We start from the raw sequence: 12,607 nt of genomic DNA, 5'->3' as shown, positions 1-12,607 counted from the left end.
CGTGAGCGACGTTCCGAACGCTTCCCCGAGCGGCCCCCAGGCGGCTCTCGTCGCCTTCGCGGTGCGCTTTCGCGGCATCGTCCTGGCGCTCAGCCTCGCGCTCGCCGGCTACGGCATCTACGTGCTGGGGGACGCGAAATACGACGTGTTCCCGGAATTCGCCCCGCCCTCCGTGGTCGTCCAGACCGAGGCGCCCGGCCTCAATCCCGAACAGGTGGAGGTGCTGGTCACCCAACCGATCGAGGTGGCGGTGAACGGCTTGCCGGGGATCGAATCCCTGCGGTCGAGCTCGATCCAGGGCCTGTCGGTCATCACCGTCACCTTCGGTACCGGCAGCGACGTCTACCGCGTCCGCCAGCTCGTCACCGAGCGGCTGACGGCGCTCGCCGGCCGTCTGCCGCAGGGCGTGCTGCCCCCGGCGATGACCGCACTCACCTCGGCCACCAGCACCGTGCTCCTCGTCGGCCTGACCTCGGAGCGGCGCTCCGACCTCGACCTGCGCACCATCGCCGACTGGACCGTGCGCCTCCGGCTCCTGGCCGTGCCGGGCGTCAGTCAGGTCTCGGTCTATGGCGGCGCCGTGCGCTCGCTCCAGGTCCAGATCCGGCCGGCGGACCTCATCCGCTACAATATCGGCATGAACGACGTGCTCGCCGCCGCCCGCAAGGCCACCGGCGTGCGCGGGGCGGGCTTCGTCGACACGATCAACCAGCGCGTCACCCTCCAGACCGAGGGGCAGTCGCTCACCCCGGAGGAGCTGGCCCGCACGGTGCTTATCAACGAGGGCGGCGCCAGCGTCACCCTCGGCGACGTCGCCACCGTGATCGCCGCCGGCGAGCCGCCGATCAGCGCCGCCCTGGTGGACGGCAAGCGCGGCGTGCTCCTCATGGTCGGTGCGCAATACGGCGCCAATACCCGCGAGGTCACCGCCCGGGTGGAGGCCGCCCTCGAAGACCTGCGCCCGGCCCTCGACCGGGAAGGCGTGGCTTTGCGGCCGGATCTGTTCCGGCCGGCGAACTTCATCACCATCGCCAATGCCAACGTGCTCCAGGCGCTCGGGCTCGGCGGCATCCTCGTCGTCGTCGTGCTGTTCGCCTTCCTGTACGATTGGCGCACCTGCGTGATCTCGTCGGTGGCGATCCCGCTCTCCCTCATCGCCGCCGTGGTGGCGCTCCAGGCCATGGGCGAAAGCCTCAACACCATGACGTTGGGCGGCCTCGCCATCGCCATCGGCGAGGTGGTGGACGACGCGGTGATCGGCGTCGAGAACGTGGTGCGCCGCCTGCGCGAGAACCGGCGCCTCGCTTCGCCCGTCCCGGAGGGGAGGGTGGTCATCGACGCCATCCTGGAAGTCCGCACCGCGGTCGCCTACGCCACCTTCGCGGTACTACTGGTGTTCCTGCCGGTGCTGGTCCTGTCCGGCATCGCCGGCAAGCTGTTCGCCCCCCTCGCCCTCGCCTACATCCTCGCGGTGGTGGCTTCGCTCGCCGTGGCGCTCACCGTCACCCCCGCTCTGTCGATGATGCTCCTCACCGGGCGGCGCGAGACGGACATGCGCGACCCGCCGGTGATGCGCTGGTCGCGCGGCGGCTACACCCGCCTCCTCCAGGGGATCAACCGCGCACCGCGCATCGTCATCGCCTTCGGCATCCTGGTGACCCTGGCGGGCGCCGCCGCGACCCCCTTCTTCGGCAGCACCTTCCTGCCCGACCTGAAGGAGGGTCACCTGATCCTGCACATGGCGGCGGCGCCCGGCACGTCGCTCGGGGAATCCATGCGCCTCGGCGGCCGCATCACCACCGAACTCCGGAAGATCCCCGGCATCCGCGCCGTGGCTTCTCAGATCGGCCGCGCCGAGGCGGGGCAGGACACCGCCGGCACCCATTACAGCGAGATCCATATCGACCTCGAACCGGGGCTCGACGGCGCGGGGCAGGGCAGGGCCGAGGCCGATATCCGCACCCTGATGGCGGGGTTTCCCGGTGCCGCCTTCTCGCTCAAGACCTTCCTCACCGAGCGCATCGAGGAGACGGTTTCAGGCTACACCGCGCCGGTCGTCATCAACGTCTTCGGCAACGACCTCGCCCGGATCGAGGCCGCCGCCCGCGACATCGCCCGCGAACTCGCCGAGGTGCGCGGCGCCACCGACATCCAGCAGGCTTCCCCGGCCGGGCTGCCGCAGATCAACGTCGGGCTCCGGCCCAACGACCTGCGCCATTGGGGGCTCTCGGCCGTCGAGGTGATGGAGGTGGTGCGCACCGCCTATCAGGGCGACGTGGTCGGCCAGACCTATGAGGGCAACGCGGTCTTCAACGTCCTCGTCATCCTCGATTCCGGGGCGAGGGGACGTCTCACCGCTTTGGGCGACCTCCCCTTGCGCTCCTCGAACGGCCGCTTCATCCGCCTCGCCCAGGTGGCGGACATCTACGAGACCTCGGGGCGCTACCAGGTCCAGCATCAGGGTGCCCAGCGCGTCCAGGCCATCACCGCCAACGTCACGGGGCGCGACGTCGCCTCCTTCGTCGAGGCGGCGCGGCGCAAGATCGCCAAGGAAGTGGCCCTGCCGAGCGGCGTCTATGTGAGTTTCTCAGGCTCGGCCGAAGCCCAGGCGCGGGCCAAGCGCGACCTGCTGCTGTTCTCCGGGCTCGCGGGCCTCGGCATCGTGCTGCTGCTGGCCATGGTCACGGGCAGCGCGCGCAACCTCATGCTGGTCCTGGTCAACCTGCCCTTCGCCTTCGTCGGCGGGGTACTGGCGGTCTTCGCCACTGGGGCCGTGCTGTCGCTCGGCTCCATCGTCGGCTTCGTGACGCTGTTCGGCATCTCGCTCCGCAACACCATCATGATGATCTCGCATTACGAGCATCTCGTCGCCATCGACGGCCGGGCGTGGGACCGCGACACGGCGGTGGAAGGGGCCGCCGACCGGCTGGTGCCGATCCTGATGACCTCCCTCGTCACCGGCCTCGGCCTGCTGCCCCTGGCGCTGGGAGCCGGCGAGCCCGGCCGCGAGATCGAGGGACCGATGGCCATCGTCATCCTCGGCGGCCTCGTGACCTCGACGGTCCTGAACCTCCTGATCCTGCCGACCCTGGCCCTGCGCTACGGCCTGTTCACCACCGGCGAGGGCAGGGCGCCGGACACGGCGCGGGAATCCTAGGGAGATCCGGAGCGAGCCGCCGGTCGGTACCGTACGGTACGGCGAACCCAGATGGCGAATCAGGCCCTTTCAAAACCCATATCTGTCATTCGCATAAGATATATTATGGAACATGAAGCCCTGGAGAACGGGGTGAGGGGGGCTTACAGGACCAACTTGACACGAAGCTGGGATTCACCATTCCATGAAGTGTCGCCGAGAGATGGCGGCTTTACGCCTTGCTCACCAGCTTCCTTAAGCGATCCGCCAGTTTCAGGGGCAATCGTCACAATCCTATCTCAAACCGCGTGTCTAACCCGTGGCGGAGTGGGACCGGTCTTCGCGACCGCCCGCCCCGATCGTTCTCGAAGCGGATCCGATGCTGACCCTTCTCAAACCCTGCGCCGCCCCGTTCCTCGGCCTGGCCCTCGTGGCTTTGGGCCTCGGCGCTCCGGCATGGGCGGAGCCCGTGGTATCGAAGCCGGCCATTCCCGCCCGGGCGCTGGCCAAGCTCTCCCACGTGGCCGCCCTGGTGAAGGCCGGATCCGACATCCGCATCGTCGCCTTCGGCTCCTCGTCCACGGAAGGGTCGGGGGCCTCCTCCCCCGCCACCGCCTACCCCGCCCAATTGCAGGAAGACCTGCAGGGACGTCTCGACGTCGCTGGCGCCAAGCATCCCATCGTCACGGTCCTCAACCGCGGCAAGGGTGGTGATGACGCCGAGGCCATGGCCCGCCGCCTCGACCGGGACGTTCTGGCCGAGCGGCCCGACCTCGTGATCTGGCAGACCGGCAGTAACGACCCGATGACCGGCGTCACGGTGGAGCGTTTCACCGAATTGACCCGTCAGGGCATCACGGCGATGCGCGCCGCCGGCTCCGACGTCATCCTCATGGACCAGCAATGGTGCCGCCGCCTGACGACGACCAACGGTGCCGAGCGCTATGGCGACGCGTTGCACAGCCTCGCGGCCGAGCTCGACGTGCCGGTGATCCGCCGTCACGCCCTGATGCGGACCTGGGCCGCCAGCGGCCTGCTCAGCCCGGCGCAGATGATCGGCCCCGACGGGCTGCACATGACCGATGCGGGCTATGACCGCCTCGCCAAGGCGGCCACGGCGCAGATCCTGGTCAATGCCGGCCTGATCCCGGCCGACCCCATGCGTAACTGACGCGCGCCCTCCCCGGCACTCTGCCTGCGCGTCTAGAGGTCCACGCTCACCGACAATCCGTCATAGGCCGGAACCACGCCCGGCGGCAGCTTGGCCGCGAGCGTGGCGTAGTCGAGATCGGTGTGGAGGTTGGTGAGAATCGCGCGGCGCGGGCGCACCTCCTCGATCAGCGCGAGCGCATCCGAGACAGAGTAATGGGTCGGGTGAGGGGTGTCGCGCAGGGCATCGATGATGAGGAGATCGAGGCCGCGGAGTTGCGCCTTGGCCGCTTCCGGCATCAGGCTGACATCTGGCGCGTAAGCCGCCGGGCCGAAGCGAAAGCCATGGGCGCTCTCGGTGCCGTGCTCCATACCGAAGGCCACGGCCTCGATCGCACCGCCCTCACCCGGAATCGTCACCGGCTCGCCCGCCACGAGATCGTTCATGTCGAGGATCGGCGGATAGGCGCTGCCGGGCGGCGTCTCGAAGCAATAACCGAAGCGCATCGTCAGCAGGGCGCGAGTCTCGGCATCGGCATAGACCGGGATGCGCCGGTGCATGTGGATCACCAGCGGCCGGACGTCGTCGATCCCGTGGGTATGGTCCGCATGGGCATGGGTGAACAGCACCGCGTCGAGGCTCTGGACCCGCGCCGCCAGAAGCTGCTCCCGCAAATCCGGCGAGGTATCGACCAGAAGGGTCGTGGACCCCGCCTGCCCTCGCCGCTCCACCAGGATCGAGCAGCGCCGCCGCCGGTTCCTCGAATCGGACGGATCGCAAGCGCCCCAGCCGTAACCCACACGGGGAACGCCGCCGGACGAGCCGCAGCCGAGGATCGTCAACGTCAGAGAACCCATCCGCACCTCCCGGTCCGCTGGTATCGGAGCGCGCGGGCCGCTGTCATGCCGCCCGGCCGCCGGATGGGGTCGCCTTGTCGAACAGGCGGTGGAAATTGGCCGTCGTCAGGCTCGCGAAGGCCTCGAACTCCATGTCGAGGGTCTTGGCCAGGGAGCGGGCGGTGTCGGCGGTATAGGCCGGCTCGTTGCTGCGCCCGCGATGGGGCTCGGGCGCCAGGAACGGCGCGTCGGTCTCCACCAGGATGCGGTCGCGGGGGACGGCGAGGGCGATGTCGCGGAGCTCGTGCGAGCGCCGAAAGGTGACGATGCCCGAGAAGGAGACGAACAAGCCGAGTTCGACCCCGACTTCCGCCAGGCGTCGGCCCGAGGAGAAGCAGTGCAGCACCGCCTTGAAGGCCCCGCGCTTCATCTCGTCGACGAGCACCGATTCCATGTGCTCGTCGGCATCGCGGGCATGGATGACGAGGGGGAGGCCGGTCTCGCGGGAGGCCGCGATATGCCGGCGGAACACCCGCTCCTGCACCGCTTCCGGGGCGGCGTCTTCGTAGTGGTAGTCGAGCCCCGCCTCGCCGATCCCGACGCAGCGCGGATGATGGGTGAGGGCGACGATCTCTTCCGTGGGCACGTCGGGCTCGTCCCCTGCCCCATTCGGATGGGTCCCTACGGTGTGCCAGATGTGCGGATGAGCCTCGGACAGGGCCTCGTAGACCCGCGCCTTGGCGATTCGCGTCGAGATGGTGAGCATCCCCGTCACGCCCGCCGCCTCGGCGCGGGCGATCACGCCGGGAAGATCCTCGACGAAGTTCGGGAAGTCGAGATGGCAGTGGCTGTCGACCAGCATGGACAAAACTCGGGATTCTCGGTGACGCTGCGGACCCCGCCTCAGACGGCGGGAGCCTCCGGCTCGACGAAGCGCGGGAACAGCCCGCTCGGCGCCGGGAGCGCCGTGCCCGGCACCAGCCGACCCCCCTCCCCGATATCCGCGAGCTGCCGCCCGTCGGCGGGCACGGCCAGGAGGTCGAGGAGCTTGGCGCCCGAATCCGGCATGAAGGGCTGCACCAGGATGCCGATGGCCCGCAAGGTCTCGGCCACCACGTAGAGCGAGGCGGCCATGCGGGAAGGGTCGGTCTTGCGCAGGACCCAGGGCTTCTGCGCGTCGAAATAGCGGTCCGAGGCCGTCACCACGGCCCAGATGTCGGCGAGCGCCGTGTGGAGGGCGAGCTTGTCCATCGCCACCCGCACGGAGCCCGGCAGGGCGTCCGCCAGCGCCAGGAGGGCCCGGTCGTCCTCCGTGAAGTCGCCGTGCTCGGGGACGAGGCCGCCGCAATTCTTCGCAATCATCGAGAGAGAGCGCTGGGCGAGGTTGCCGAGACCGTTCGAGAGGTCCGCCGTGTAGCGGGTGATGATGGCCTCGTGGCTGTAATTGCCATCGCCGCCGAAGGGGACTTCGCGCAGGACGAACTGGCGCAACGCATCGACCCCGTAGGTCGCGATGAGGTCCATCGGATCGACCACGTTGCCGAGCGACTTCGACATCTTCTCGCCCTTGGAGAGCAGGAAGCCGTGGCCGAAGACGCGCTTGGGGAGCGGCAGACCCGCCGACATCAGGAAGGCCGGCCAGTAGACCGCGTGGAAGCGCACGATGTCCTTGCCGATGACGTGCAGGTCCATCGGCCAGAAGCTTTTTCGTGGATCCGCATCGTCGGGGAAGCCGGTGACCGTGAGGTAGTTCGTCAGCGCATCGACCCAGACATACATGACGTGGTCCGGGTGCCCTGGCACCGGCACGCCCCAGTCGAAAGTGGTGCGGCTGACGGAGAGGTCCTTGAGGCCGGAGCGGACGAAGCTCGCCACTTCGTTGCGCCGTGTCTCGGGGCCGATGAAGTCGGGCTGGGCCTCGTACAGAGCCAGCAGCCGATCCTGATAGGCGGAGAGACGGAACAGGAAGTTCTCCTCTTCCATCCAGGTCACGGCCGTGCCGGTCTCCCGCGCGCGGCGCGTCCCGTCGGGGGCGGTCTCGGTCTCGTCCTCGTTGTAATAGGCCTCGTCGCGCACCGAGTACCAGCCGGCATATTTCGATAGGTAGATGTCGCCATTGGCCTCCATGCGCCGCCAGAGTTCCTGGGCGGCGGCATAATGGTCCGGCTCCGTGGTGCGGATGAAGCGGTCGTGGCTGCAGTTCAGCGCCTCGGCCATGGCCTTGAAGCGCGCGGCCATGTCGTCGACGAGGGCCTTCGGGCTGATCCCGGCCTTGGAGGCGGTCTGCTGGATCTTGAGCCCGTGCTCGTCGGTGCCCGTGGAGAACAGCACGTCGTAGCCGTCGAGGCGCTTGAAGCGCGCGATCGCGTCCGTGGCGATCACCTCGTAGGCGTGGCCGATATGCGGCGCGCCGTTGGGATAGGAGATCGCCGTGCTGATGCCGAAGGTTTTCGCATGGGAAAGGGCATTGGCATCGGAAAGGGTGGGGCCTGGATCGTTGGCCATCGCGTAGCGGTATCCCCGGATACAGGGTTCATGGGTTCACGGGACGGCTCCGGGAGCACGGGCCGAACCGGCTCACGTCCCTTCAGCGTACGGCGCCCGCGAGGTCGCCGAACAGCGAGAGGATCAGCGGCCGGCGGTCGAGGTTGTAGATCGCGGCCTCCCGGGCGGCGCGGGCGATCTTGTCACACACCTCCACCAGGGCCGCAAGGCGAGCGGGGGGCTCGTGGCGCCGTCTGTCGAGTTCGGCGGAGACGAAGCGGAACACCGCCTCGAGGCTCGCGGCGAAATGCTCGTCCGCGTCCCGCCCCGAAAGCTTGTCGGCCAGCGCCAGGATGCGGCGCCAGTCGGGATGGTCGAGGCGCGACAGCAGGGTCTCCATCTCGCCGACGACGTTGGATGTCCCCGGATCGAGCATGGCGAAGCCCTGCGACACCGAGCCCTCGGAGAGGGCGGCGGCACGGGCCAGGACCTCCGGGTCGGGCCGGACGAAAGGGGGAGGGAAGCTTCCTAGGACCTCGGCCACCTCCCCCTCCCCCAGGGGCCGCAGGTTGAGGGCACGGCAGCGTGAGCGGATCGTCGGCAGCAGCCGGCCCGGCGCGTGGCTGACGATGAGGAACAGGCAGCGCGGCGGCGGCTCCTCCACCATCTTGAGCAGGGCATTGGCGCTGTTGGCGTTGAGATCCTCGGCGCTGTCGACGATGCAGATGCGGTAGCCGTCATTGCCCGCCGTCGAGCCGAACAGGTCGAGGGCATGGCGCGCGGCATCGACCGAGATCTTGGTCGCGAGCGTCTTGGCATTGTGTGGCCGCGTCCGGCGCAGGGCCACGAGGTTGGGATGCGATAGGGCCGCCACCTGCCGCGCCGCCGGATGCGAGGGATCGACCGCGAGGGTATCCGGGACGTGGCCGGGGCGCGGGTTGGCGATGAGCCAGCGCGCCACCCGATAGGCCAGGGTCGCCTTGCCGATGCCGCGCGGGCCGCCGATGAGCCAGGCATGGTGCAGGCGTCCCGAGCCGATCCCTTCGATGAAGGCGGCCTCCGCCTCCGCATGGCCGACGAGGCCGGCCTGCTCGCGTGGCCGTGGAATATCGGCGAGGTCGCCGGGTTCGACATCCTCCGGAGCACGGTCAGGCCGCATCGTCGGTGGCCTCCGGGCCGGAGAGAAGGCTGGGCAGGCGGGCCGCGAGGACGGCTGCGATCGCCTCTTCCACCGCATCCGGGGGGAGGCCGGCATCGATGACGACGCAGCGCTCCGGCTCCATTGCGGCGATGGCGAGGAACGCCTGCCGCAGGCGGGTGTGGAAGGCGAGGGCCTCCGCCTCGAACCGGTCGGCCGCCTCCCCCTCCCCGGCGCGGGCCTTCGCCCTGGCGAGGCCGATGACGGGGTCGAGGTCGAGGATCAGGGTGAGGTCGGGCTTCGTGTCCCCGACGACGACCCGCTCCAGGGCCGAGAGAAGGGTTGGTTCGAGGCCTCCCGCCGCTCCCTGATAGGCACGGGTCGAATCCGAGAAGCGGTCGCACAGCACAGTCTCGCCGCGGGCGAGGGCCGGGCGGATCAGCGTGTCGAGATGGTCGATCCGGGCGGCGGAGAACAGCAGCGCCTCGGCGAAGGGGCCGTGCCGCTTCACCGTTCCAGCCAGCAACGCCTCACGGATCGCCTCGGCCTTGACCGAGCCGCCGGGCTCGCGCGTCGTCACCACCGGGACGGAGGACGCACCACGTAGGCGCGTCGCGAGCCGGGCGATCTGGGTCGATTTCCCGGCCCCCTCCCCGCCCTCGAAGGTGATGAAGACCCCTCCCCGCCCGCGGTTTCGGCCGGTCACGATTTGGCGCCGGCCTTATCGGTCGCGCCGGCCTTGTCACTGGCACCGGCCTTGTCGAAGGCGCGCCGGAACAGCCCGGTCCCGAACTCCCAGGCCCCGTCGAGGGCGCGCTGCGGGATCGTGCCGGCTGGCACGTCTTCTCCGGCATAGACCGGCAGGTCGAGGGCCTGGGTGTCGCCGCGGGTGATGCGCAGGCGGCCCACCTCCTTGCCCTGTTCCACCGGCGCGGTCAGCGGACCCTGATAGACGACGCGGGCACTGATGCGGTCGCCGTTGCCACGGGGCAGGAGCACCCGGACCGGCTTCTTGGCCACCAGCGGGACGCTGCCCTGCGCCCCGCCGAAGACGGAGGCATCGGCCACGGTCTCACCGCTGGCGAAGATCTGGCGCGGCTCGAAGGCGCGGAATCCCCATTCCACCAGCTTGCGCGACTCGGCGGCGCGGTCGCGCGCCGTCTTGAGGCCGCTGACCACCATGATGAGGCGCTGGCCGTTCTGGACCGCCGAGCCCGTGAGGCCGTAGCCCGATTCCTCGAGATATCCGGTCTTGAGCCCGTCGGCCCCGATATCGAGGGTCAGCAGCGGATTGCGGTTCTGCTGCTTGATCTTGTTCCAGGTGAACTCGCGCTCGGCGAAGATCTTGTAGAGATCGGGATAGGTGTCGATGAGGTGGATCGCCAGCTTGGCGAGATCGCGTGCGGTGACCTTCTGGTCGGGGGCGGAATAGCCGGTGGCGTTGCGGAACGTGGAGCGCGTCAGGCCGATTTCCTTGGCTCGCGCGGTCATCATCCGACCGAAATTCTCCTCCGAGCCGGCGATGCCCTCGCCGATGGCGATGGCCGCGTCGTTGCCCGATTGCACGATCAGGCCGCGCAGCAGATCGGACAGCTTGATGCGGCTGTTGAGCTGGGCGAACATCGAGGAGCCGCCTCCCCCGGCACCGCCCCGGCGCCAGGCGTCCTCGGTGATCTGGAATTCGCTGTCCATGCTGAGCCGGCCCTGCCGGATCTCGTTGAACACGATCTCCGTGGTCATCAGCTTGGCCATGCTGGCCGGCGAGAACAGCTCGTCGGCCGCCTTTTCGAACAACACGGAGCCCGAATCCGCATCGATCAGGATGGCGTGGGGAGCGGCTGTCTGGAAGCTCTGGGCGAGGGCCGGGAGGGCGGCGAACCAGCCGATCGCCGACAGGCTCAAGCCGGCCAGTCCGGCCCGAAAGCCGGCGGCCAGATTCGTCCGGTTCGTCGTCGCACGCATCGTTCGCCTCATGCCCGTCGGCCCCGAGGCTTGGCTGATAAGCCCGGTCCGTTCTCGCCCTTGCGAGATGGTATAGCGGATCGCCCGCGAAATCGAACGCAACTTTGCCGATGATGTCGCGACACGGTGGACGAGACGATGCCGCCGGTCTCGGTCGTTCGACGGTCAGTTGACCTCGGCGATGCGCGAGCGGCGTGGCTGGGCCGGCCTCGCTGCGGCGGTGGCGACTGCCGGGGCGGACGACTTGCCGCGTCCGGCCTGTGCGCCGACGGGCTGCGAGCCGGCCGGAGGCACGGACAGCTTGGCGACGCTGGCCTTGGCCGTTCCCAGCGGGCTCGAGGGCGGCGCAGCCGGACGCAGGTTCGCCACCGCGGCATGGCCTGTCGCGGAGCGTGCCGGGGTCGTGGTGCTCGCCGTCTTCACCACCGGGCCGCGCGAGGGAGCAGGGGCGGCCGCCATCCTCTGCGGTGCCGCCGGGACCGGCACGTGGGCGAGTTTCGTCTTCGGAGCGGAGGATTCCAGCTTGGCCTGGAGCGTCTTCGCGTCCTTGGTCGTCGTGGCGCCGTGCTTCGATGCCTGGGCAGGGGCTTGGGCAAGGTTCTGGGCTGGGCCGGCGTTCGAGGCGAGGCGCATCGCTGCCACGGCGTGGGGCGGCGATCCCTTCGCCTTCGGCGCGGCATGAGCCATCTGCAGGGCCGGTGCCGGGCGATCCGGCATGGTCGGCCGGAACGCATGCGACCGGGACGCGGTGGGCTGCAGGGCCGCCGGTACGGCGACGCTGGAGCCGCCTGCCACCAGGACCGGCGCGGGCCGGGCAGGACGCGGCGCGGGAGCTGCATCGTCCTCGTCAGGGGCCGGCTTGAAGGCCATGGCGGGACGCTGCGCGCGCGACAGACGCTCCGTTTCGGCATCGGGGCCGAGATCGGCCATCATCACCGGTGAAGCGCCGCCGACGCGGGCAGGCGCGCCATCGGTGCGCAAGGTCGCCATCAGCTTGCGGTCGTCGCTGCCGGCAGTGGAGGCCTTGCCCACATACTCCACCCGGACCTTGGCGGTGCCGCTACGGTGGAATTCCAGGGCCTGGGCCACCTCCTCCGACACGTCCATGAGCCGGTTGGCATGATAAGGGCCGCGATCGTTGACGCGCACGATCATCGAATGGCGGTTGGCGAGGTTGGTGACCCGGACGTAGCTCGGCAGCGGCAGCGTCGGGTGGGCGGCTGCGATGGAGTGACGGTCGAACACCTCGCCGTTGGCGGTCATCCGGCCGTGGAACGCGCTGCCGTACCAGGAGGCCAGGCCCTCGCGGACATAGCCCTTGGCATCGTCGCGGGGCACGTAGGTGCGGCCCGCCACCACGTAGGGCTTTCCCGAGAAGCGGCGGCCGCCGCCCTTGGGGATCGTGTCGCCCTCGTTATAGAGGCGAGGACTGGCCTTCACACCGTATTTCGGATCGTAGGACGATCCGGAGGAACCGGCCGGGCCAGCGAGCTTCTGGGTGTTCTGCGCGCAATTGGCGGTGGTCAATGCCACCACGGACACGGCGAGGAGGCGCAGCAGCGGTACGCCCGCCGTTGGAGCCGATCCGGCCTTCGTCGAACGCGCCATACCGAACCGCCCAGCACTCTACGCTCTCGAAACGCCATACAGGGCTCGGGGAACGGAAGAGCGATCCGGTCCGGCCGTCGAAGGCCGCCCGGAAAGAACGGGCTTCGATTGCACAGACAATTGTCGGGTTGACGTAAAGGAAACCTGAACGCTGGGGCTGGAGGGCGGAGCCGGCCTTATCCGTTCATTCATCAAGTGAAGAGCGCGCTACAAAGCCCTATCAGAGTGAAGAGAATCACGTTCTCGCGGTTGTGGACATCGTCTCGAAATTCTGCCCGGAAGGTCAGGAGGTC

General features: G+C 69.2%; 9 protein-coding genes. 2 read left to right on the top strand and 7 right to left on the bottom strand.

Annotated features, from left to right (window positions below; genetic code table 11):
- Position 1 precedes the first annotated feature (1 nt).
- Positions 2-3,157 (top strand): efflux RND transporter permease subunit, encoded by a 3,156-nt coding sequence (locus ASF32_RS05090; protein ID WP_056424283.1) that lies wholly within the window; start codon positions 2-4, stop codon positions 3,155-3,157.
- Between the two features lie 358 nt (positions 3,158-3,515).
- Positions 3,516-4,307, top strand: coding sequence for an SGNH/GDSL hydrolase family protein (locus ASF32_RS05085; protein ID WP_056424280.1), 792 nt, complete (start codon positions 3,516-3,518; stop codon positions 4,305-4,307).
- Positions 4,308-4,339: 32 nt separating this feature from the next.
- On the opposite strand, the gene ASF32_RS05080 is transcribed toward ASF32_RS05085, so the two are convergent.
- The 7 genes from ASF32_RS05080 to ASF32_RS05050 all read right to left on the bottom strand — a co-directional run bounded on the left by ASF32_RS05080 (position 4,340) and on the right by ASF32_RS05050 (position 12,314).
- On the bottom strand, positions 4,340-5,143 hold the full coding sequence (locus ASF32_RS05080) for an MBL fold metallo-hydrolase (RefSeq protein ID WP_056424277.1): 804 nt from the start codon (positions 5,141-5,143) through the stop codon (positions 4,340-4,342).
- Positions 5,144-5,186: 43 nt separating this feature from the next.
- The gene (locus ASF32_RS05075) at positions 5,187-5,984 is read right to left on the bottom strand and encodes a TatD family hydrolase (protein WP_056424274.1); all 798 of its coding nucleotides are present in this window, start codon (positions 5,982-5,984) and stop codon (positions 5,187-5,189) included.
- Positions 5,985-6,025: 41 nt separating this feature from the next.
- On the bottom strand, positions 6,026-7,627 hold the full coding sequence (gene metG / locus ASF32_RS05070) for a methionine--tRNA ligase (protein ID WP_056424272.1): 1,602 nt from the start codon (positions 7,625-7,627) through the stop codon (positions 6,026-6,028).
- A gap of 82 nt (positions 7,628-7,709) precedes the next feature.
- Positions 7,710-8,765: a DNA polymerase III subunit delta' gene (locus ASF32_RS05065; protein ID WP_056424269.1), complete on the bottom strand. Its 1,056-nt coding sequence runs from the start codon at positions 8,763-8,765 to the stop codon at positions 7,710-7,712.
- Positions 8,755-9,450, bottom strand: a complete 696-nt coding sequence (gene tmk / locus ASF32_RS05060) for a dTMP kinase (protein ID WP_056424267.1) — start codon at positions 9,448-9,450, stop codon at positions 8,755-8,757. Before tmk ends, ASF32_RS05065 begins: the two co-directional genes overlap by 11 nt.
- Positions 9,447-10,706, bottom strand: a complete 1,260-nt coding sequence (locus ASF32_RS05055) for a D-alanyl-D-alanine carboxypeptidase family protein (RefSeq protein ID WP_056424265.1) — start codon at positions 10,704-10,706, stop codon at positions 9,447-9,449. The genes tmk and ASF32_RS05055 overlap by 4 nt, the downstream gene beginning before the upstream one ends.
- Positions 10,707-10,871: 165 nt before the next feature.
- Positions 10,872-12,314: a septal ring lytic transglycosylase RlpA family protein gene (locus ASF32_RS05050; RefSeq protein WP_056424263.1), complete on the bottom strand. Its 1,443-nt coding sequence runs from the start codon at positions 12,312-12,314 to the stop codon at positions 10,872-10,874.
- Positions 12,315-12,607: the final 293 nt, after the last annotated feature.

Origin of the sequence: Methylobacterium sp. Leaf91 (assembly GCF_001422815.1) — a bacterium.
GTDB lineage: Bacteria > Pseudomonadota > Alphaproteobacteria > Rhizobiales > Beijerinckiaceae > Methylobacterium.
The sequence above is the reverse complement of the archived record's forward strand: the minus strand, read 5'-3'. Positions and strand labels throughout refer to the sequence as shown.

What these genes read in the sequence shown, in the direction of transcription:
- ASF32_RS05085 (WP_056424280.1), top strand. Translation starts at nt 3,516, where the DNA reads ATGCTGACCCTTCTCAAACCCTGCGCCGCCCCGTTCCTCGGCCTGGCC.
- ASF32_RS05080 (WP_056424277.1), bottom strand. Translation starts at nt 5,143, where the DNA reads ATGGGTTCTCTGACGTTGACGATCCTCGGCTGCGGCTCGTCCGGCGGC.
- ASF32_RS05075 (WP_056424274.1), bottom strand. Translation starts at nt 5,984, where the DNA reads ATGCTGGTCGACAGCCACTGCCATCTCGACTTCCCGAACTTCGTCGAG.
- metG (WP_056424272.1), bottom strand. Translation starts at nt 7,627, where the DNA reads ATGGCCAACGATCCAGGCCCCACCCTTTCCGATGCCAATGCCCTTTCC.
- ASF32_RS05065 (WP_056424269.1), bottom strand. Translation starts at nt 8,765, where the DNA reads ATGCGGCCTGACCGTGCTCCGGAGGATGTCGAACCCGGCGACCTCGCC.
- ASF32_RS05055 (WP_056424265.1), bottom strand. Translation starts at nt 10,706, where the DNA reads ATGCGTGCGACGACGAACCGGACGAATCTGGCCGCCGGCTTTCGGGCC.
- ASF32_RS05050 (WP_056424263.1), bottom strand. Translation starts at nt 12,314, where the DNA reads ATGGCGCGTTCGACGAAGGCCGGATCGGCTCCAACGGCGGGCGTACCG.